Here is a 21,573-nt window from a genome sequence, read left to right as displayed (position 1 = left end):
TCACATGTGCCCCGCTTTCTTAAGAAGTATGGTCTTACTACTGTCCATTATGGGAAAGGATAATCCCAGTGATTTATCGTAATATCTGACCATAGTATTCATCTCTTCCCAGATCCTTATACATAAGCTGACATGTATTAATATCTGCATCAAGATAAAGGTAGTTCTACAACCGTTTCTGCGAAATAAAAAGCCATCTTCACTTTAAGTGAAGATGGCTTTTCTAAGGTAAGCTTGTCCATATTTACCGATGTTTATTCAGCGGCATCTGTAGCACTTGGAGAAGCACTTGGGGATGCGCTTGGAGCTGTAGTGGCTTCTGTTCCACTATTTGTCCCGGTTTCATCTGCGGCAGCAGAGCTTTTTGGCAGATTGATGTTCTCAATAATGGCTTCCAGATCCTTTTCCATGAACGTTTCTAGGTTCTTGGATACAATTGAGCTCTTAATGCCTTCTTTTTGCTCATCCGTTAACTGGTCAAAAGTCTTGTCTGTACGGGACTCCACCTTGATGATGTGGTAACCGTAAGAAGTTTCTACAGGATCACTGATGGTATTTAGAGGCAAGGTCTGAGCAGCCTTCTTAAACTCCTCCACATAAGTGCCTACAGCTTTATCTTTATATTCTCCGCCTGCCTCTTTAGAGCCAGTATCGTCAGAATATTCCTTAGCGATGGCTGCGAAATCAGCACCGCCATCCAGCTTCGCCTTAACTTCTTTCGCTATTTTAAGCGCTTCTTCGCTGGTACGCTCTTTGTTGTCTGCATCTGTCAGACCAATTAGCACATGACGTAGTGTGGCAACCGTAAAGTCGCCTTTAGTCGCTTCGAATTCTTTGACAACTTGATCATCAGTCACTTTAAGCAGCATATCCTGATAAACTGTCAGCACACGCTCCATATAAGTACGAATATCTTTCTCTGTAACGTCAGCATCTTTCAATGTCTTCTTATAGGTATCGCCCAATTGTTCCTTAATGCTTGCAATTTGAGTATCGGCTTCTTTCTCCGCTTGCTTTTTCGCTTCATCCGTTGCTTGGGAAGCCAAATATTCAAAGCCCACTTCTTGCTTCAGAATGGACTCCTTAAACGCATCAATCTCTAAGTATTGCGCTTGTTGTGGAGAGAGGAATTTCATGATTTTTTGATCCATTGCAAATTCCTTTTGTGTAATCGTTCCACCTTTATAAGTGGCTACAGCTTGATTATCATCCGCACTATTTCCACATGCTGCTAGCATAGAAAAGGAAACTGCCGCTGCCAATGAAACGAGCAGCACTTTCCATGATTTTGTTTTATTTAACGACATTGTGTAGTTCTCCCTTCGATTTAAAAGACTGTTTAGCTTCCTTAAGAAACTGTTCAAGCAAGTCAAGCAGCTGTTTATCACTTAAATCTTTCGATTTGACCCGGATACTGGCTTTCGCATCCCTATCAAATTGTACACGTCTTTCGAAGCTATTTCCAACTTTGGCGAGTTTCGCTGTGTCTAAAGCGCCGAGACTTCCCTCATAGAAATTCAAGGTAACATCATCTCCGCGTCTAATCATGGAATCAATGCCATACATTTTTCCATACACTTTCAAACGAGCGACCGATAGTAGATTCACCACGGCTTCAGGTAACTCACCGAACCGATCCAAGAGCTCATCTTCAAGCTCGGAAGCATCATCGAAGGAGGTTACTGCCGCCACTTTTTTATAAATTTCAATTTTTTGGATACTGTCGTAAATATACTCTGACGGCAGATACGCGTCAATCGACAAATCAATGACTGTATTGCCTTCTTTCAGGGATGTATCTTCCTCCCCAAGCACAGTAACCTTACGCTTACGAATTTCCTCCGCCAGCATTTGTGAGTACAGATCAAACCCCACGGATGCGATAAAGCCATGCTGCTCTGCACCCAGCAAGTTACCTGCACCGCGAATAGACAGATCTCGCATCGCTATTTTGAAACCAGAGCCCAGCTCCGTAAATTCCTTAATAGACTGCAGACGTTTCTCTGCAACCTCTGTCAGAACCTTGTCCCGTTGATACGTGAAATAAGCGTAAGCGATCCGATTGGACCGGCCTACACGTCCACGCAGCTGATAGAGCTGAGACAAGCCCATTTTATCCGCATCATGCACAATAAGTGTATTAACGTTCGGAATATCTACGCCCGTCTCAATAATACTTGTGCTGACGAGCACATCGTATTCTCCGTCAAGGAAATCGAGAATAGTCTTCTCCAGCTCAGATTCCGACATTTGACCATGTCCGATGCCAACTCTAGCCTCAGGAACAAGCATAGAGATTTGAGCAGCCATTTCTTGAATGCCCTGCACACGATTATAGAGATAATAGACTTGACCACCACGAGCTAATTCCCGCTCTACAGCTTCCCGCGTAAGGGTCTGGCTATGCTCCACTACATACGTTTGCACAGGGAATCTGTTCTCTGGCGGGGTCTCAATGACAGACAAATCCCGCACTCCGAGCATCGACATATGTAGCGTACGAGGAATTGGAGTTGCAGTCAGCGTAAGAACGTCTACATTCGTTTTCAGTTTTTTCAGCTTTTCTTTATGAGTCACACCGAAACGCTGTTCTTCATCCACAATTAATAACCCCAGATCCTTGAATACAAGGTCCTGAGATAACAGACGATGTGTACCGATAACTACATCGACAGTTCCTGCCCTAACGCCTTTAATCGTCTCGTTCTGCTCTTTACGGCTGCGGAAACGACTTAAGACCTGAATATTAAGCGGGTAATTAGCGAAACGTTCCCGGAAGGTCTCATAATGCTGCTGAGCCAAAATCGTTGTCGGGACTAGCACCGCCACCTGTTTACCTTCAATCGCTGATTTAAAAGCCGCCCGAATAGCCACTTCAGTCTTACCATACCCAACATCACCGCAAAGCAATCGGTCCATTGGCCGGTTTTGTTCCATATCCTTCTTAATCTCTTCGATAGCCCGAAGCTGATCTCGGGTCTCCTCGTAAGGGAACATTTCTTCAAATTCATGCTGTTCCTGTGTATCCTTTTCAAAACCATATCCTGCGGCACTTTGGCGCTCAGCATATAGCTTTATCAAATCATCAGCAATATTCTGAACGGAGGAACGAACCTTATTGGTCACTCGTGTCCATTCATTGCCGCCTAGCTTATATACTTTCGGCTCTTTATCTTCGGAACCGACATATTTCTGAATCAGGTCAATCTGCTCAATCGGAACTGAGAGCTTATCGCCGCCAGCATACAAAATATGCATGTAATCACGGTGAATACCGCTGACCTCAAGCGTGCCGATTCCCATATATTTTCCGATACCATGGTTCTGATGGACGACATAATCACCGATTTTCAGCTCTGTGTAACTCTTGATCCGTTCTGCATTATCTATTCCTTTGGAGATCTTCCGTGCCTTCCGCTGCTTCTGAGAGAACATTTCTCCCTCAGTTATAACAGCTAGATGAATAGAGGGCAGCTCAAAACCAGAACCCAGATTTCCTTGTACAATCATCGGCTCGTTAATGCCGTAATCATAAAGAACTCTGCGCACTCGTTCAATCCGTTCCTCACTGCTCGCAAGCATCATTACCTTAACACCGGACTTCTGCCAACGCTCCATTTCCGATTTCAGCACATTCATCTGGCCATGGAAATCCTGCATTCCACGACTGATAAACCCAAGAATGTTCTGAGGCTGAATATGCGGAACCTGACGTAAAAAGATTGACATAAACAGGCTTTGGAACGGGCGCTGATACATAACAACATCCGTATCGACAGAGAGATCTAGATCCGGCAATGATTTGCCGTTTTGCAGCAAATGCAGATTCCATTCCGATTCATCCCGTTCAAGCTGTCTCGCCGTTTCGAGCAGTCTTGTCGGCTCATCTAGAATAAGAATGGTATCCTGGGCCATGTAATCAAATAAATGAGAGCGTTCAGGATATAAAAGACTGATATATTTATAGATCTCCGGGAAATAAGTACCTTCCCGCAGCATTTCCAGCTCACGGCCAATTTCTTCCCGCAGCCTGAGCTTCGCCTGGCGATCCGCCATCTTCTCCAACTGTCGCTCCATCATAGCTGAGGCTTCAGCAGAAGCAGATTCCTGGCGCAATCTACTAGCTATAATCTCTTTAGCCGGTGTAATCTTCACACTACGTACCTTATCAATAGAACGCTGATCCACTGGATCAAAAGTTCTTATGGAATCAACCTCATCGTCAAATAACTCAACCCGATAAGCAAAAGGAGATGTCATTGGATAAAAATCAATTATTCCACCCCGTACGCTCAGTTCACCACGATTTTCAACCCGCTCTACTCTTTCATAGCCCATTTCAATCATGGACATCAAAAATTCATCCAGAGCAAGCGTTCCATCTTGGGAAACGGTGACTTGTGCCTCTGCCATAACCTCTGGGGCTGGCAGCAATCTACGCACTCCTGAGTAAGGAACTACAACAATACCACGGAAGCCCTGAGCGCATTTGGTCAGCACATCTATACGCTGAGCCAGTGTCTCTGGGCTTGATACAGCCGCTTCTGCAGCCACTAGTTCATTGGCGGGATAGAGCAGAACCCGGTCAGGGGAAAGCGCTTCCTGCAAATCATCGGCCATCTTCTGGGCCGAAAACATATTATGAGTCACTACAAGTAAGGGACGAGTTGTCTCTTCATGTAATGCTGCAAGCATAATCTGTCTAGCAGAACCTGTAAGCCCCGAAATGAGCTGCTCTTTCATACCTGCAGCAACACCATGGGTGATAGACTGGAAATCGGGATCCTTGGAAAAAGCTTCTATAAGACCTTGTAACAACAGGCGCACCTCTCTTACTAAACAGGCTAACGGTGGCATAGCCACCGTCACCTATTATGATTGGAATCGAAAAGAAGCCTCAGCTGTAACGCCAAGGCTTGCGGATGACGATAGAGACAGGCGCTTCCACCTTACTGAAGCGGACTTGTCAGCAGGCTAAGCTCCGGATTGTTCTCTAAAGCCTCCTTGCAATAGTCGCAAGTAACCTTTACCGTGATTTCACCTTCTGAATTATACGCTATTATATCTCTGCGCTCCGCAGGGGTCAAGGAATGAAGGCCCAACTGCATTTCTGTAACATCACTTCTATTAATACTGCCTAGAGATGTCTTACAGTGCCTACAAACATAGTTTATTGCCATCTATATGCCTCCTGAAGGTACTATATACCTTCAGTATGTCCGGGCAGCTTCATCTTTAGCCTTAAAAACAACAGGGTTTACAGATTAACCATTGAACTTAGCCATTGTCTGCTCGAATGAATGCTGTAAGCTGTATTCCAGTGCATCACAAGTATTAAGGATCATTTGCTTAAGCGGATCGCTTTCCTTCTTAGGAAAAGTAGAAAGAACATAATCGACAATAGCAAAACCTGGCTCAGGACGAGAAATACCCATTCGTACCCGATTGAAATTCTGTGTTCCTACATGCTGTATGATGGATTTAATTCCATTATGTCCACCAGCGCTTCCTTGATAACGCAAGCGGACTTTTCCGATTTCTGTATCCAAATCATCATAAACGACGATCATATCTTCAAGTTGAACTTTGTAATAATCCATATAAGCGCGAACGGCCTCACCGGATAAGTTCATAAAGGTCATGGGCTTAATCAATACGGTTTTGACGCCACCAATGACCCCTTCACCGATGACGGATTTACATTTGCTCTGGTTGAAGGCAATTCCGTTCTGGGCAGCAAGCTCATCCAAAGCCATAAAGCCAACATTATGCCTTGTTTTCGCGTACTGTGTTCCGGGATTTCCCAATCCGACAATCCATTTCATTATCGAACCTTTCCTTTCCGTTCGGGCTCTCCGGCAAGAGGAGTCCGTTTTTGGTACAATAGATCTAATCTACATATCTCTGTGCAACCAGAGCGAAATTATACTCCGAAGACAGGTGATAACCCATGCCGCACAAAGGCGAATTATTGACACATCAACGCCATTTTCAGTACCACATCCAATATGCTGTGCCCGTGGAAATATACAAGGGCGACGTGCATATTGATATCGGTGTATTAACAGCGGTAGACGAAGCTTTCGTGGAGCTACAAGGGACACTATATAACCGCAGTTTATTCACCTTTGTCTCCCGTCCCGGATATTAAATCCAGTAGTTCTACCTGTAGCACGCCGATAAGGGTTACATCTCCGAGAACGGAGGTGTAACCCTTTTGTACTATTCATTCGTTATATTTATTCAATCTCGAACAATTTACTAATCGACAACTCTTCATGAACGCGGATAATTGCCTCACCCATAAGTGGAGCCACGGACAACACCTTGAGCTTAGAGGTTGGATTCGCGCTGCGAATTGGAATGGTATCCGTCACGATAATTTCTTTGATTGGAGAATTCTCCAGACGCTCGTGTGCAGGACCAGACAATACTGGGTGTGTACAGCATGCGTATACTTCCTTCACGCCGCCTTCCATCAAAGCATTAGCACCAAGTACGATCGTTCCAGCGGTATCGATGATATCATCGATCAGGATGGCTGTTTTGCCTTCGATATTACCGATGATGTTCATAACTTCGCTGACGTTAGGTTCTGGACGACGCTTGTCTATAATAGCCAGTGGAGCGTTCAGGAAATCAGCAAGCTTTCTTGCACGTACTACACCGCCATGGTCCGGCGATACGACAACTGGGTTCTCGATTTGCTTGGAACGGAAATACTGAGCCAGAATCGGTACACCAAGCAAGTGATCCACTGGAATATCGAAGAATCCTTGAATCTGCATGGCATGAAGATCCATCGTGATTACACGGTGAGCGCCAGCCTTTTCAATTAGATTCGCTACCAGCTTAGCGGTAATGGGGTCACGGGAACGGGCTTTACGATCTTGACGGGCATATCCGTAGTAAGGGATAACCACGTTGATGCTTTTTGCGGAGGCACGTTTAAGCGCATCTACCATAACCAAAAGCTCCATCAGGTTATCATTTACAGGGCCACAAGTGGATTGAACAATATAAACATGGCATCCCCGAACGCTTTCTGACAGCTTGACCTGAATTTCTCCATCGCTGAAACTTGTGGTGTGTGATTCACCCATCGGAATCCCGATGTAATCAGCAATTTGACTAGCTAGCTTAGGATTGGAGTTACAGGTGAAAATCTTTAACTTGGAATCACAATAAGTCATAAAATATAAACCCTCCGTGACGGAATTTAGCTTTCCAAAGGCGCCGGCGCGGAAATATAAGTCCGTCCGGCGCTTCTTAGCAACGCTTTACGATGGACTCGAGTGGTCTTTCTTCGCTTTTGCACGGGAACGGATCTTCTCTGCATATCCCGGTTTGTTCTCTTGTCTTACTCTAGCTACAGCCAGATCGTTCTCGGAAACGGAACGTGTAATTGTCGAACCTGCTACAACAAAAGCCCCTTTGCCCACAGTAACTGGAGCAATAAGGTTAACATTACTGCCAATAAAGGCATCGTCTGCGATTGTTGTCTTGAATTTATTATACCCGTCGTAGTTAACGGTAATCGCACCGCACCCGACGTTTACATTCTTACCTACAGATGCGTCGCCGACATAACTAAGATGTGACACTTTTGAACCGTCACCAATAGTAGCATTCTTGATCTCGACGAAATCTCCAACCTTAACTTCTTCTCCAAGCACAGAGCCTGGACGCAAATAGGCAAAAGGCCCAACGGTTGTCCGTGCGCCGACTTGAGCTTGATTCAATACGGACTGCTTAATCGTTGCATCATCCATAATCTGACAGTCTTCGATTTCACTAGCCGGTCCGATCACACAATTGTCCCCGATTACAGTCTTCCCTTTCAGGATGGTTCCTGGATAAAGCGTAGTATCTGATCCGATAACTACATCTGCTCCGATATAAGTGGAGGCTGGATCAATGATGGTCACACCGCCCAGCATGTGTTTACGATTAATACGTTGACGCATAAAGGCTTCCGCTTCGGACAAAGCTAAACGATCATTAACGCCGATAGACTCAGCTGCGTCATGGGTCTGATATCCTAGTACGGTATCCCCTTGTGAACGAAGAATCCCAATCACATCAGTCAAATAATACTCCTGCTGGTTATTACTGTTCGTTACCTTCTCGAGTGCAGCAAATAATTTAGCATTATCAAAACAATAAGTGCCTGTATTGATTTCTTGAACGGCATCTTCTTCAGTAGTGCAATCCTTCTGCTCTACAATCTTCAGAACGCCGCCATCTTCACCACGAATAATTCTTCCGTAGCCTGTAGGCTTTTCCATAACAGCTGTCAATACGGTTGCAGCCGCATTACGCTGTTCATGAAGCGCCATGAGTCCTTCCAGGGTCTCCGTGGTTACGAGTGGTGTGTCTCCACAAATAACTATAGTTGTTCCTTCTTCGCCAGCAAGTAAATCCTTTGCTTGTTTGACAGCATGGCCAGTGCCGAGCTGAGTTTCCTGCAGAACGTATTCCGCTCCTTCACCTACATAGGCCTTAACTTTCTCTGCGCCATGCCCAACAACAACAACGGTGCGCTGGCATCCGGTCGCTTTTACTGTATCAAGCACGTGCCCTACCATCGGCTTACCGCAAACGGGGTGCAGCACCTTATATAATTTAGATTTCATTCGCTTGCCTTGACCTGCGGCAAGTACTACAGCCATTCTTTTCAAGAATGCCAACCTCCTACTCTTGAACTCACTACTGAATATATCTCATTCCGGGCAAAAAGAAAAGAGAACCATGAAGTCATGGTTCTCTTTTCTATAAACCCCAAGTTAGAAAAGCATTTATCGCTGCCTTTCGAAGATGTCGTCAAATCCTTCACCAGCAATAGCTTTTCTTGCAAGATCAGGCTGCTAATTCATGAAGTGTATGTCGGTGTGATCTTATCAAAAACGGCGGATCCTACGCCACCCAAAAGGTAGCCGTCTTCCGAGGAAGCCTAAGCTCCCTCTTCAATAACTTCTTCTTCTTCCGTAGCGGCGCGATCGTACTCGGCCAGAACCGCGGATTGAATCTTCTCGCGTGTTCCCGAAGAGATCGGGTGCGCGATATCGCGGAATTCGCCGTCCGGTGTACGCTTGCTGGGCATTGCAACAAACATCCCATTATTGCCATCGATGACGCGAATGTCATGAACAACAAACTCGTTATCGATGGTAATGGATGCGATTGCTTTCATTCTCCCCTCAGAGTTAACGCGGCGGAGTCTGACATCCGTAATTTGCATGTGTGTGTTCACCACCTTTTTCCATCAGAGACTTGGTGTATAATTCCACACAGCAAAGCGAATTCCTTCTTTTTGATTCCATAAAATACCTAAAAAAGAAATATATTTTTTGGGATATGTTGTTTTCGACATACATCGAGTAGTTTTCTTAATATTCCTTACGTTTTCGACAATTTCCACGCTTTTTGAAAATGTAAGAGAATGGCTAATCAAGAGGAAAAGTAGTTGCCCGGATGCGCCGAAATTCTCCGCTCTTTCGAGTCTACTTCACTTAGTTTTACCAAGGACACGTAATCGTGCAACAGACGCTCTTCCGTCTCTACAGCGCCTGATTCCACTAAAACGCCTACCCCAGCAACCTCGGCATTAAATTCACCGAGCAGATCGACCATACCACGTACAGTCCCTCCCGCCTTCATGAAGTCATCTACGATAAGTACTCGCGATTTCTCCTTGAGTGCACGTCTGGAGAGAGACATTGTGTGTATGCTTTTATGAGATCCTGATACGTAGTTAATACTTACTGCTGATCCCTCTGTAACCTGATGGTCACGTCGCACAAGCACTACCGGCAAGCCTAGCTGTGCTGCTGTTGCATAGGCTAGTGGAATGCCTTTCGTTTCAACGGTCATCACCACATCGATTTCCGATCCGTAAAAGGCCGTTGCGATGATCTTACCCGCCTGTTCCATCAAAGACGGCAACCCAAGTAGATCCGACATATACAAATAACCGCCAGGCAATATCCGGTCAGTCTGCTCTAGCTGCACACATAAGCGCTGCACAAAGGTAAGCGCCATATCTTTAGGCATAACCGGGATATAACGTACTCCACCCGCTGCACCAGCTAAAGTCTGCAGCTCTCCGATGCCTTCACCTTCAAATACTTCTTTTATGATTGCCAAATCTTCACTAATGGAGGACTTAGCCGCTCCATAGCGATCGGCAAATATAGACAGCGGCAGTAGTTCATGCGGCCGCTCAAGTAAAAACTGAGTCATGTCTACCAAACGTTGGCTTCTTTTTAATTTCTTCACGGAATGCTCCTCGCCAAAACCGAATATTTTAGAAAAATATATCACTTTTGTACGGGTTTACACAAGAGAAGCAGACTAATTCAGTGATCTCACTGCGTAGACTTCCTTGCAGAACCCTCGCAGTCCGTTGTAAATCCTTGCTACTTTAGACTGCTTGGACACTAACCCGAATACGGTAGGTCCGCTGCCTGACATCAGTACGCCATCTGCTCCAAGCTTTATCATCGCTTCCTTAAGCTGCTGAACCTCTGGATGCAGCTTTAGGGTAACATCTTCAAGCACGTTGCCTAGATGGTTGCACACGCCCCCAAAGTCTCCAGCTTCTATCGCTTGCTGCATCTTTCGAGCAGAAGGATGAACCGCTATATTATTGCTCCGAACGCGTCCATACACTTCTGCAGTCGATACATTGATCGGTGGTTTCGCCAACACAACCCAGCATTGTGGCGGGTTATTGATTGGTGTCAGCTTTTCGCCTCGTCCTGTAGCCAAGGCTGTGCCGCCTGTGACGCAGAAAGGTACATCAGAACCCAGCTCAGCGCCAAGCTCCTGTAGCTCCTGCGCAGGAATACCCAGACGCCACAGACGGTTTAGACCGCGTAGCGTAGCTGCGGCATCACTGCTGCCGCCAGCCAGGCCAGCCGCAACCGGAATTCTTTTATCCAGATGGATATGTACCCCATTCTTCACGTTATAACGGTCTTTAATAAGCCTTGCCGCCTGGAAAGCTAAATTTTTCTCGTCCAGGGGAATATAACCAGCCTGACTTGATATTATAATAGTATCCCTTGGCAGCTCAGACAGCTCTAAGCGGTCTGCTAAATCTACCATGGTCATAATCATTTCCACCTCATGAAAACCGTCAGCACGTTTGTGCAGCACATCCAGCATCAAATTAATTTTAGCTGGTGCCTTTTCATACATTTTCAAGGCGTTCACCCACCTTCAGCTTTTCCCGTAAAAACAACTTAACATATTATATGAGAAACTTCTAATGAAGTCCAATAATAAAAGGGTGTCGCCATTTAGACGCACCCTTTTTCAGTAATATTCACTTTATAGCCTAAAATTTAAGATTTCCGCGCAGCCTGTTCAGCAAGCTGTATCGCTTTTTTCACCATGTTGCCAGCGTCTTGAGTTGTAATTCCACCCCAGCCCTCACGTTCCACGGTTTCATAAAAACCCAGCTCCTTGGCTAACTCTGTCTTCAATTCCTCCGACATCATGCCTCGTTTTCTGCGGCTCATTACGGAATTCCTCCCTTATGAAAATAAATGATTAACCCGTTGCCCAATTAGTATGCTTGCTTAGCACACGGATCATGCACCAAATATTTGTCCCAAAAAACGCAAACAAAAAACAGCCTCCAAGGGAGACTGTTCGTGAAACATTAAGCTTTAATATACATAATCCGCATCTGCCCATCGTCTTCACAAACTGTGATTTCCACAGATTCAGTAAGTATATCGGCATAGCTATAGGAGACTCGCTTAAAAGTTTGCTGCTCCTGATCCAGTTTGACAATAAATACAGAAGGGTACGTTTCTTCCAGGACACCTGTGCGTTCAACGGTTTTACGACGACCTCCGTTTGCACGCAATGTGATCTTATGACCGACGTGAGCTTCAAGACTGCGTTTGATTTCCAACAGCGCGTTATTAGCCATTACCTGACGACCACCTCTTTTCTTGTCCATTATACAACTTTTTCAGGACAATGTCAAAGCAAATAAATAATTAATTATAGTTGATGCATATTTCGTTGTCAACGGAATTTTTTTGCGAGAAATCAGCGCCGGACTAATATCCTTGTTATCTGTAATATAGGCATTACAAAGAAAAAAAGAAAGGGTTAAGCTCAGCGCTCACCCTTTCTTTCGGATATTCTATTCAGCCCATTCAAATTACCTATATTCCTGACACCATAGACCTATCTCTGCCGCTTAGATGGCTGATGGTGTCACTTTTAGCGCCGACAGATTCTGCAGTCGCGGCATTCCGATGCGGAAGCTGCCACGGGTCTCAACACCACCAATACCCTGATTGCCGCTGATGGTATTATTCAGAACATCGCTAAGATTTACAGTATCCCTGATGGAAGTAAAGGATGATTTTGCTGCTACATACACGGGATCCAGAGCATGGATCAAAATTCGACCAGGTGAACTGGCAAAATTAGCTCCAGCTCCAAGTAATGCCTCGAAATGAGATTGACAAGCACCGGCAACAATAGTCAACGCATCAAAATTCCGCTCATACTCCCTAGCTACCCTAATAGCAGCTATAAAGTTTTGCGAATTTTTATAGCTATTCAGACTATACAGATCGTAAGTATGCTGTTGCTTCAGTACCCCATCATGACCAGTGATCACTACAATATCTGGGCGTACACGGGGCAACAGCCGGTATAACGTATCAGCCATTGCAGATTCATGAACATGATGCCCTTCAGCGGGAATCCGCAGCTGCTCGTATAAGCTAAGGCTCTTATTCAAATATGCCGGATCGCCATCCAGATGCAGTACTTTACCTGGCACTTCAAAATAAGGAGCTTCCTTGGACGGTGGAGCCCATGTCCCCTCTGTTAGGGTTCCCCCGCTCCGCTGACTTTGCTCCTGACGGTCCTTCCGCAGCTGTGTCAGTGATTCCTTCGCTTTGATCTGTGCTTGCTGTCCCCGTTCCGTTATTCGGGTAGGAGGCACTTGAACCAGGTCATCCAGAGGAGAATCCGCCAACAGGCGGAAATCTGTGCCTTTAATGACGGCTCTATCCTGCACAATATTATCTACACGAAATGTTAAATCACCGCCATAAGATTTGCGAACGACCAAGTCTCCTAAATTCATTACAACCACCACCTCTACCCCATCGTATGGGCAAAGGCCTCAGTTGGTTCATAACTCAACATATTTTTAAAATATAAGAATGTATAATGCTCCACCAGAATAACATCCTTATATTTCTACGAGAAACGGTTGTCGTCCTTAAGACAACAACCGTTTCCTATTGCTTATTCAATTCCAGCGGCTAGCAAAACACCGCTTAAGCGGGCGTATTCTTCAAGACTGAGTGTTTCTCCGCGACGGGTCGGTTCAATACCCGCTTCTGCGAGTAATGCCTCCAGCTGCTCACGTCCTTGTTCAGGGAAGTAACGAGCCTTCAGATTGTTAGCAATCGTCTTGCGGCGCTGTGTGAAAGAAGCGTGAACCACTTCAAAGAAATGCTTCTCACTCTCCACCTTTACCGGAGGATGCTCTCTAACCTTCAGACGGATAACAGCAGACTCCACATTAGGTTGAGGGATGAATACCGTACGTGGCACGATACAGACGAGCTCAGGCTCGCTGTAGTACTGCACGGCAATGCTAAGACTTCCGTATTCCTTTCCACCTGGAGATGCAGCCATACGCTCCGCAACCTCCTTCTGAATCATTACAACGATGTTATCAAGGGGAAGCTTCTCTTCGAGCAGCTTCATCAGAATCGGAGTAGTCACATAATAAGGCAGGTTAGCAACCACACTGACCTTGTTCACAGTGGTGAAATCTTCCTTGAACATTTCCTGCAAGTTCACATTGAGGACATCATCGTTACGAACCTTAACATGGGGATAGGGGGAAAGTACGTCTTTTAATATTGGAATCAGTCTACGGTCAATCTCTACGGCAGTTACAGCACCCGCTGTTAGTGCCAGACGCTCCGTCAGCGCTCCAATTCCCGGCCCGATCTCCAGCGCCCCAGAATCGCTATCTAGTCCAGCAGCGTCTACAATCTTGTCCAAAATATTTTGATCAATCAAAAAATTCTGTCCCAGGCTTTTCTTGAACTTGAATCCATAACGTTGAATAATCTCTTTGGTCCGTTTTGGAGTCGAAATTTCCTCTCTACCACTCATGAAGTAATGCCTCCCTGATCAATTTGGGCGAGAGCCCCGGCAAATTCCTCCCGCGTAATCCCAAACATCGCCAGCCGCTTGTACAGCTGTTTGCCGTTACAATATCCGATTCCAAGCAAATTACCAAGCGCCATACGTCTTTCAGCAGCCCGAGGGTGTACAAGCATTCCAGCGGCCATAAGATCATCAATACCAATCAAAGCAGGTGCTCCTTCAAAAGAGGTATGTACATTACGCAGCGCATGACGAATCGCCTCTGGCGATGCATTCTCTACACCGATATCCCCTTTTCGAGTTGCGTCCTTCTCTGGAATAAAAGCATGCTTGCAGCCCGGCACCTTCGCTGAAACGATTTTACGAATTCGCTCCCCAGCATGGTCCGGGTCCGTAAGAATAATAACCCCTCTACGTTCCATAGCAAGCGCGATCTTAGCAATTACAGTCCGGTTTATAGCAGATCCGCCTGTCTCAATGGTATCCGCTTCTACAGCACGCTTAATGGCTACGGTATCGCTTTTGCCTTCAACGACGATTAATTCCTTAATCATATTTCTTGACTCCTTCCAAAAAAAGCAAAAAGAAGAGGATTCGCTCCTCTTCTTTTGGTTAAAGAATGTATAAGTGATGAGCGGTTGCTCTGCGATCAACGAAATGATCATCCAGCGTTCCTTAACGGTTATCATCACTATAGCTTATCAAAGGATTTTTTGCAAAAGCTTCAGTTCTAGTTAAGCTCTGGTTTCACAGGTCCAATCACATAAACGGTACGTGATTTACGGCCGAAATTACGAGCATGGCTCAGGGAATCATAATAGACATCCACTTTATTGCCTTTAATGGCACCGCCAGTATCCTCTGCACGGCGGAATCCAAGCCCATCGATATAAACCCACCAGCCAATAGGAATTACATTCGGATCTACTGCAATTGTACGACCTTCCGTTACGCGTGTTCCGGAGGCAGTTTTAGTACCTATCCCTGGCTCTTCTGACGAATAAGCTGTCATGGAGACGTTCTTAATCATCTTCTTGTACTCAAAGTCTACGCCAGCCTTGCTTGTGACGTTCTTAGTCTTAGCGCTAACTTTAGTCGTTTTGGAGGTAGTGCTTGATTTGGAAGTTGTTGTAGCTTTAGCAACTACAGTAGGCTTAGGAAGTGCTTTAGTACCAACGGCAATGATCTTATCTTTTGTTACCGTTTGTACTTCCTTGCCGATCATGCGCATAGAGGCCAGTTCTCCGTCTTGATAGATCTTTTCAATATGCTGAACCATGACGCCTGGTTTGCCTGCCTGTGCCACTCTAACTGTTCCCACAGTAAGGGAGGGATCTGCTGTCTTAATAACACGGAAAGGTAAGTTAGTTGTTCGCTGTACCGTTTGCTTGTTGATACGAACGATCTTAATCTCCATGTCAGCAGAGATGGTGGTGTCTAACGAAGGAAAAATCTTGTCATAGCCTTCTAGGTTGATACCCAGTTTGTCAATCGCTTGACCGATAGTGTCTTCGGTCGTATATAACGTTTTTGTTGCTCCGTCCGCAGTAAGGCTAAATTTCTGCGCACGATTGATAACGACACGGTCACCGTCTTTTATTTCATCACTCAGACCTAAAGATAATTCATCATGCGGCTGCAGCGAAATTTGCTCTTTCTCCAACACATCACCAAGAAGTGCTTCTCGCGTTTCAAGTGTCTGTGTTTGCCCGTCTATTACTAAAACTAATTGTTTATTACTTTGACCGTGTACGTACAGCAGAATTAACAGCGCGATTGCGATTGAAATCACACCTGCAAGTAAAAGTACGCGAGTATTTACTTGCTCCCACCGTAATGCGAAAGACCTGCTGGATGACTGCGAATCATGGGATACCTCTGGTTGGAATAAGCCCATTCTCTCCATCCTCCTTACATAGCCTCGTCGTCAATTTGTATATCATGAGGACTGAATTTCTTTGACGAAACTATTTGAGATTGTCACAGGATACGCACGTATTAACTTAGCGTCTCCTGCTCATGGATCGCCTGCTCGGCACAGCTACTCCCACACCTGTTATATAACAGTATGCGGGCAACATTCAGTTTATTCAAAAATAAAGAAGCCTAAAAAGAGTTCTCTTGAGGACTCTTTCGTGGCTTCTCCGATGTCAGAATACGCGGGAATGTTTGTGCACGAGGTTGCCTCTCTTACTTGCGCTTACGGGGTTAGCTGTCGGGTTCGGACGAAAGAGAGACGCCCTATTTCAGGTCACCCGCTCACGGCGGTTGCCCTTAAATTCACCCCAAAGACCACGTGAAGAAATCAAATATTGTTCTGCGGCAATTCCTAGTCGTATTCAAGATACAGGCATGCGGCAGTTCAATATTGGTTCCCCCGTTCTCCATACGGAGACTCAGCGAGACGATCCATGAATCAATGGCTGTCACAATAACAACAGCTCACATCACTGAAAAGATGATATCCTGTTTTGATGCATGTTGTAAAGGACGATTCAACCACGTTTACGCAAATATATGGTTAAAATATTGTAATAATCAGCCGTTTTTATATTAAAAAAGTTTAATATATCGGCCATTCTCTATTTTTCACCCGTTTTACTCCTGTTTTCAGACAATCCCAAATCGTTCCAGTGCGTTCGCATACGTAATTTTAGCCAATTCTTCCCATGTTAACCCTTTAATTTCAGCCGCAGCCTCTGCTACTAACTTCACATGAGCACTCTCATTTCGCTTGCCTCGGAAGGGGTGTGGAGTCAAATATGGAGCGTCTGTTTCGATCAATAATCGGTCCAATGGCGTCTGTGCAAGCACCTCTTTAGGCACTCTGGCATTTTTGAACGTGATCGGTCCTCCAAATGACAAATGAAATCCTAGATCTAGACACATTTTTGCGGTTTCCCAGCTGCCTGAGAAAGAATGCATTACGCCACCAATTTCATTTGCTTTTTCCTCCCGTAAAATCCGTACGACATCTTCATGGGCATCACGGTCATGTATGCAGATTGGCATTTTTAGTTCACGGGCTAGTCCAATTTGTTTGCGGAAGACCTCCTGCTGCACATCCTTGGGAGAGGTATCCCAATAATAATCCAACCCAATCTCTCCGATGGCCACCACTTTCTCATGGCTGCAAAGAGAGGCGATCCAATCGAGGTCCCCCTCTTTCATATCAATCGCATCCTGTGGATGCCAGCCCACCGCTGCATAAATATAATCATAAGATTCAGCCAGCTTCATCGTTGAAGGGATCGTTTCCCGATTAAATCCTATATTGATCATCTTGCTAACTCCGGCCTCTACTGCACGAGCTATAACTTCCTCGCGATCCTCGTCGAATTGAGGCGCATCTAAATGTGTATGAGTGTCGAACAGATACATTTTAAAGCTCACTCCTTGTTGTTTTTATCAATAGTTCCATAAATATTTGTATTATTTTGCAAAAATCTCTGCTACAGAAGAGGGCAACCGTGTAAGGGCTTTTTTCAGCTTATCCTGTGGGAAATATAGGTGATATCTGCCACGATGAATCCCGCTTATTGAGCGCACAATATCCGATACCTCTGAAATTTCCCGCAATTGCTCATTCCGATCAAGCAGTAAAATTTGATTATTGTCGAAGGCTGCTCCTGGACGGAACACATCATAAGGCAAATCTGTCGGATAATCAATCTCTAAGTCATATTCTGGGTTAAGTCCCGCTCCCGCAAAACTGCTGCGGATTTCCGTAATCATATCTGTATCCAAATTCTCGATCTCTACATATTTATACAGTTTACGATGAATAAAACGGGTACACAAGTCGCTTAATAACTCATCTTCTTCAAGGGTCCATTGCATAAAAGCAGTCTGTACCAGTGCCTCATCAAGCATTAAATATTGCTTCACTGTTACTTCTCCTCGAAAGAGATCTTCCAGCGGAGCGATCATAAAGCGAAATTTGTACCCCTCTTGGAACAACTCTTTAGCTCTACGGAAGATTTGACGCAAAATAATTTCAGAGCTGCGCGTCACCGGATGAAAATATACCTGCCAGTACATTTGATAACGCGACATTAAATAATCTTCAATGGCATGCATACCTGATTCTTTTACTACAATCCGCCCATTATAAGGACGAAGCATTCTCAAAATCCGATCAATGTCGATGGTTCCATAGTTTACACCTGTATAGTACGCATCACGCAGTAAATAATCCATACGATCAGCATCCAGTGGACTGGAAACCAAATTGACAACAATTTCATGCTCATAAGTCTTAGAGATAACTGAAGCTACTTTACGAGGAAAATCTTCCTCCACATCACGCAATATTTCGGTAATCTCCGTGTCCTCCAAAATAATCCGGCAGGTCCAATCCTCATGGTTCATTTCAAAAGCTTCTTCTATAGAATGTGAAAATGGGCCATGCCCTAAATCATGCAGCAAAGCCGCACACAAAGTAAGCAAACTTTCTTCTGGAATCCAATCCTTATACCCGCTGCGCTCAAATTGCGAAATGATTCTGCGTGTAATTTCATATACTCCTAAAGAATGAGAAAAACGACTATGCTCTGCACCATGAAAAGTGAGATATGAGGTACCTAATTGGCGAATCCGGCGTAAACGCTGAAATTCTTTTGTATTAATTAGTCGCCAAATAATCGTATCCTGTACGTGAATATAATTATGAACGGGATCCTTGAAAACTTTTTCTTCCGTGAGCGGCTGCTTCATGAGATCAACTCCTTCTAATAATTTAATATGATTTTAACTAATATCAGTATATAATAAGTAATTATGTCGTACTTTGTCGAAAAGTATCATTTTTGGTCTTGGTAAATCGACAAAATGCTTTCAGGGTAATTCTTAATTTTTATAGGGACATTCAAAGTTCTTATGGAAATTTTCTTATTCAGCCTATGAAAAAAGGTTGACTGATTTGGGAATCGTTGGTATTATAAGTATCATAAAACAGTGAACAATGTCGAATAATGACGTTTTTGGAACATTGAGAGGAGTAACGATTGTTATGATGAAATCAACAGGAATTGTAAGAAAAGTAGACGAACTTGGACGGGTTGTTATTCCTATTGAATTACGCCGTACACTTGGCATTGGCGAAAAGGACGCACTGGAAATTTACGTTGATGGCGAACGGATTATGCTTAAAAAGTATGAGCCTGCCTGCATTTTCTGTGGCAACGCTGAGAACGTAACTTACTTTAAAGGAAAAATAGTTTGTCATGAATGCATATCTTCCATCCCTACCCCTGTGACAAACTAAATTAAATAGTATATAATAGAACTAATCAAATTGTTAATTCTAACCTTTTCATATCTCCTTGACCTCCCGTGACCGCGGGAGGTATTTTTTATGTCTGGGTTTGCCCTCCTGGTTATCCCCTCCCTAAGGGCAATGTGCTTCAAGACGGAACTAGTAATACTTAGTTGTATTTCTTACAGTTATTTTAAATGCTTTTTACCATTAAACGAATTAATTGTATTTTGTACACTTATATTTCCTATATCTCCGTGAAATCAATCCTTTCCACCTTTATAACTGTATGAAGTACAACTAAACGAACAAATACATAAAAAAATTCAAAAATAACTGTACAAATTACATTTAACCCACAGATAAATCACTCAAGCTCGAAACGGCTCCGAAAATCCTTAGTTATTCTAAGAATTCGTCTACAACACTTACTCTTCTGCTCTATCAAGCAACGCATTATAAATATCCCGTTTGGCTACACCCCGGTCTGATGCCGCTTTTTTCATAGCCTCTTTCCGTGGTACATCCTGTGCTTCGTAATGAGCTACATGATCTTCAATGCTTAACTGACGCCACCACGCCGATTCTGCGATTTCTGCATCTTCCTTGCTCTCCCCTTCTACGACAATAACATATTCGCCTAGCGGAGGATGTTCAGCCAGCCATAGTGTACATTCCTCAATCGAACCGCGTAGAAACTCCTCATATCTTTTCGTTAATTCACGTGCCAACACAATCTGGCGATTACCGAATGCTTCTTGAAGATGAGCAAGTGTCTTAACTACGCGATGGGGAGATTCGTAGAACAACAAAGTGCCTTGGGCCGAGCGAAGTGGACTTAATACTGCTCGGATGTCCTTACGCTCTCGGGGAAGAAAGCCGATAAAGGTGAACGTATTCGTAGATAGACCAGAAGCGATCAAAGCTGACAACGCTGCGTTAGCTCCAGGGATAGGAATCACCGGAATTCCATGACTTATAGCAAGGGCTACAAGATCCGCTCCAGGGTCAGAAATCGCTGGTAAACCGGCATCGCTGACGAGTGCCAAATTTTTTCCTTCTATTATATAGCGTACAAGCTCAGGTCCACTGGCGGCCTTATTATGCTCATGATAACTAAACAACATCGAAGGTGAAATCTCAAAGTGGCTGAGTAATTTTCGGGTCTGTCTCGTATCTTCCGCGGCAATAATATCACATTCCTGTAATGTGCGGACTGCACGATAGGTCATATCCTCCAGATTACCGATAGGTGTAGCCACCAGAAAAAGCAACCCTGTTGTCTCCTGAGTACTGGTATTAGTCTTGTTTTGAAAACTGCTTTGGCATGATATAGTCATGATTTACCCTCTTTAGCACCATAGTAGATGTCCATAATCTCTGGACAGTATTGATTGTCCTCATTATATACGATGAGCGGTGGTTGTAAACGAACCTCAGGCTTTCCATCACGTGCGGCTTCGATTAATACCATATTTGCCTCCAGATGGGCACGTGGATGTACAAACCGAATAATCTTTGGCTCGAGTCTATATTGTCTCATAAGACTGATAATATCAACCAACCGTTGTGGTTTATGAACCATACTTACCTTTCCGCCCGTCCGAACCAATCGCACACAAGCCTGAATGACCTCCTCCAGTGTACAGCCTATCTCATGACGAGCCATAGCTTGATGGTTGTTCAGCTTCAGATCACTGCCATTAAGCGGCATATAAGGAGGGTTCACCGTTATTGCATCATACACACCATATCCTGCGGTAGTATATAACTCGCGCAAATCACCTTCATGAATTACAACCTGATCCTGAAGGCCATTTAGAGCCACGCTACGACGAGCCATATCAGCTAAACGAGGTTGTATTTCAATACCTTCTATAGAAGCTTTTGTCCGGGTAGTCATTAAAATCGGTATTACACCATTTCCCGTACAAAGATCTAGAACTCTTCCACGTGGCGGAACACTGGCGAAACGAGCAAGCAATACAGCATCCATAGAAAAGCTAAATACTTCATCACTTTGAATAATGCGCAGGTCATGTGTTAGTAAATCATCCACCCGCTCCGTCGGTAACAAGGGGACAGATATATCATTAAAAGAATTCGTCATGTAATAATCTCCTAAAGGTTTTGATGAGAAAAACTTGCTT

21 protein-coding genes and 1 riboswitch are annotated in these 21,573 nt (G+C 44.5%); of the genes, 2 read left to right on the top strand and 19 right to left on the bottom strand.

Going from position 1 to position 21,573, the window contains the following annotated elements; genetic code table 11:
* Nucleotides 1–254: 254 nt before the first annotated feature.
* The 4 genes from MHH46_RS00265 to pth all read right to left on the bottom strand — a co-directional run bounded on the left by MHH46_RS00265 (nt 255) and on the right by pth (nt 5,825).
* Nucleotides 255–1,307 (bottom strand): peptidylprolyl isomerase, encoded by a 1,053-nt coding sequence (locus MHH46_RS00265; RefSeq protein WP_076186806.1) that lies wholly within the window; start codon nt 1,305–1,307, stop codon nt 255–257.
* Complete coding sequence (mfd, locus tag MHH46_RS00260; RefSeq protein ID WP_076186834.1) at nt 1,294–4,818, bottom strand: transcription-repair coupling factor; 3,525 nt, start codon at nt 4,816–4,818, stop codon at nt 1,294–1,296. The genes MHH46_RS00265 and mfd overlap by 14 nt, the downstream gene beginning before the upstream one ends.
* A 131-nt stretch (nt 4,819–4,949) precedes the next feature.
* On the bottom strand, nt 4,950–5,180 hold the full coding sequence (locus MHH46_RS00255; RefSeq protein WP_036678789.1) for an anti-sigma-F factor Fin family protein: 231 nt from the start codon (nt 5,178–5,180) through the stop codon (nt 4,950–4,952).
* An 84-nt stretch (nt 5,181–5,264) separates the two neighbouring features.
* The gene (pth, locus tag MHH46_RS00250) at nt 5,265–5,825 is read right to left on the bottom strand and encodes an aminoacyl-tRNA hydrolase (RefSeq protein WP_076130069.1); all 561 of its coding nucleotides are present in this window, start codon (nt 5,823–5,825) and stop codon (nt 5,265–5,267) included.
* A gap of 125 nt (nt 5,826–5,950) precedes the next feature.
* Here pth and MHH46_RS00245 point away from each other — a divergent pair, with 125 nt between their 5' ends.
* Nucleotides 5,951–6,151, top strand: a complete 201-nt coding sequence (locus MHH46_RS00245; RefSeq protein WP_036678792.1) for a hypothetical protein — start codon at nt 5,951–5,953, stop codon at nt 6,149–6,151.
* A gap of 88 nt (nt 6,152–6,239) precedes the next feature.
* Here MHH46_RS00245 and MHH46_RS00240 read toward each other — a convergent pair whose 3' ends face one another.
* The 13 genes from MHH46_RS00240 to MHH46_RS00180 all read right to left on the bottom strand — a co-directional run bounded on the left by MHH46_RS00240 (nt 6,240) and on the right by MHH46_RS00180 (nt 18,882).
* Nucleotides 6,240–7,193 (bottom strand): ribose-phosphate diphosphokinase, encoded by a 954-nt coding sequence (locus tag MHH46_RS00240; protein ID WP_036678796.1) that lies wholly within the window; start codon nt 7,191–7,193, stop codon nt 6,240–6,242.
* An 87-nt stretch (nt 7,194–7,280) separates the two neighbouring features.
* Nucleotides 7,281–8,681 (bottom strand): bifunctional UDP-N-acetylglucosamine diphosphorylase/glucosamine-1-phosphate N-acetyltransferase GlmU, encoded by a 1,401-nt coding sequence (gene glmU, locus MHH46_RS00235; protein ID WP_076138495.1) that lies wholly within the window; start codon nt 8,679–8,681, stop codon nt 7,281–7,283.
* A 272-nt stretch (nt 8,682–8,953) separates the two neighbouring features.
* Entirely contained in the window at nt 8,954–9,241 is a 288-nt protein-coding gene (spoVG, locus tag MHH46_RS00230) for a septation regulator SpoVG (RefSeq protein ID WP_020425826.1), read from the bottom strand.
* Nucleotides 9,242–9,450: 209 nt separating this feature from the next.
* Entirely contained in the window at nt 9,451–10,278 is an 828-nt protein-coding gene (gene purR, locus MHH46_RS00225) for a pur operon repressor (protein WP_036678807.1), read from the bottom strand.
* A 75-nt stretch (nt 10,279–10,353) separates the two neighbouring features.
* Complete coding sequence (gene ispE / locus MHH46_RS00220; protein ID WP_076194958.1) at nt 10,354–11,208, bottom strand: 4-(cytidine 5'-diphospho)-2-C-methyl-D-erythritol kinase; 855 nt, start codon at nt 11,206–11,208, stop codon at nt 10,354–10,356.
* Nucleotides 11,209–11,348: 140 nt separating this feature from the next.
* Nucleotides 11,349–11,525 carry a small, acid-soluble spore protein, alpha/beta type gene (locus MHH46_RS00215; RefSeq protein ID WP_036678812.1) on the bottom strand — a complete coding sequence of 59 codons (177 nt, stop codon included), beginning with the start codon at nt 11,523–11,525 and terminating at the stop codon, nt 11,349–11,351.
* Nucleotides 11,526–11,668: 143 nt separating this feature from the next.
* Entirely contained in the window at nt 11,669–11,944 is a 276-nt protein-coding gene (veg, locus tag MHH46_RS00210; protein WP_019914493.1) for a biofilm formation stimulator Veg, read from the bottom strand.
* 276 nt (nt 11,945–12,220) lie between these two features.
* Complete coding sequence (gene yabG, locus MHH46_RS00205; protein WP_036678813.1) at nt 12,221–13,123, bottom strand: sporulation peptidase YabG; 903 nt, start codon at nt 13,121–13,123, stop codon at nt 12,221–12,223.
* Nucleotides 13,124–13,287: 164 nt separating this feature from the next.
* On the bottom strand, nt 13,288–14,172 hold the full coding sequence (gene rsmA / locus MHH46_RS00200) for a 16S rRNA (adenine(1518)-N(6)/adenine(1519)-N(6))-dimethyltransferase RsmA (RefSeq protein ID WP_036678815.1): 885 nt from the start codon (nt 14,170–14,172) through the stop codon (nt 13,288–13,290).
* Complete coding sequence (rnmV, locus tag MHH46_RS00195; RefSeq protein ID WP_076194955.1) at nt 14,169–14,720, bottom strand: ribonuclease M5; 552 nt, start codon at nt 14,718–14,720, stop codon at nt 14,169–14,171. Before rnmV ends, rsmA begins: the two co-directional genes overlap by 4 nt.
* Nucleotides 14,721–14,896: 176 nt before the next feature.
* Nucleotides 14,897–16,063 carry a 3D domain-containing protein gene (locus MHH46_RS00190; RefSeq protein WP_076105834.1) on the bottom strand — a complete coding sequence of 389 codons (1,167 nt, stop codon included), beginning with the start codon at nt 16,061–16,063 and terminating at the stop codon, nt 14,897–14,899.
* 285 nt (nt 16,064–16,348) lie between these two features.
* Nucleotides 16,349–16,578: riboswitch (cyclic di-AMP (ydaO/yuaA leader) on the bottom strand.
* 198 nt (nt 16,579–16,776) lie between these two features.
* The gene (locus MHH46_RS00185) at nt 16,777–17,547 is read right to left on the bottom strand and encodes a TatD family hydrolase (RefSeq protein ID WP_036678823.1); all 771 of its coding nucleotides are present in this window, start codon (nt 17,545–17,547) and stop codon (nt 16,777–16,779) included.
* A gap of 51 nt (nt 17,548–17,598) precedes the next feature.
* The gene (locus MHH46_RS00180) at nt 17,599–18,882 is read right to left on the bottom strand and encodes an HD domain-containing protein (RefSeq protein WP_076186801.1); all 1,284 of its coding nucleotides are present in this window, start codon (nt 18,880–18,882) and stop codon (nt 17,599–17,601) included.
* A 295-nt stretch (nt 18,883–19,177) separates the two neighbouring features.
* On the opposite strand from MHH46_RS00180, the gene MHH46_RS00175 reads away from it, so the two are divergent.
* The gene (locus MHH46_RS00175; protein ID WP_036678829.1) at nt 19,178–19,432 is read left to right on the top strand and encodes an AbrB/MazE/SpoVT family DNA-binding domain-containing protein; all 255 of its coding nucleotides are present in this window, start codon (nt 19,178–19,180) and stop codon (nt 19,430–19,432) included.
* Nucleotides 19,433–19,851: 419 nt separating this feature from the next.
* On the opposite strand, the gene rsmI is transcribed toward MHH46_RS00175, so the two are convergent.
* Together rsmI and MHH46_RS00165 are read right to left on the bottom strand one after the other, a co-directional pair.
* Nucleotides 19,852–20,763 (bottom strand): 16S rRNA (cytidine(1402)-2'-O)-methyltransferase, encoded by a 912-nt coding sequence (gene rsmI, locus MHH46_RS00170; RefSeq protein ID WP_076194952.1) that lies wholly within the window; start codon nt 20,761–20,763, stop codon nt 19,852–19,854.
* Entirely contained in the window at nt 20,760–21,533 is a 774-nt protein-coding gene (locus MHH46_RS00165; RefSeq protein WP_076194950.1) for a tRNA1(Val) (adenine(37)-N6)-methyltransferase, read from the bottom strand. The genes rsmI and MHH46_RS00165 overlap by 4 nt, the downstream gene beginning before the upstream one ends.
* Between the last annotated feature and the right edge of the window lie 40 nt (nt 21,534–21,573).

The sequence above is a fragment of the Paenibacillus sp. FSL H8-0175 genome, assembly GCF_045040615.1.
GTDB classification, from domain to species: domain Bacteria; phylum Bacillota; class Bacilli; order Paenibacillales; family Paenibacillaceae; genus Paenibacillus_AQ; species Paenibacillus_AQ odorifer.
This window is presented reverse-complemented; position numbering and strand designations above follow the sequence as displayed.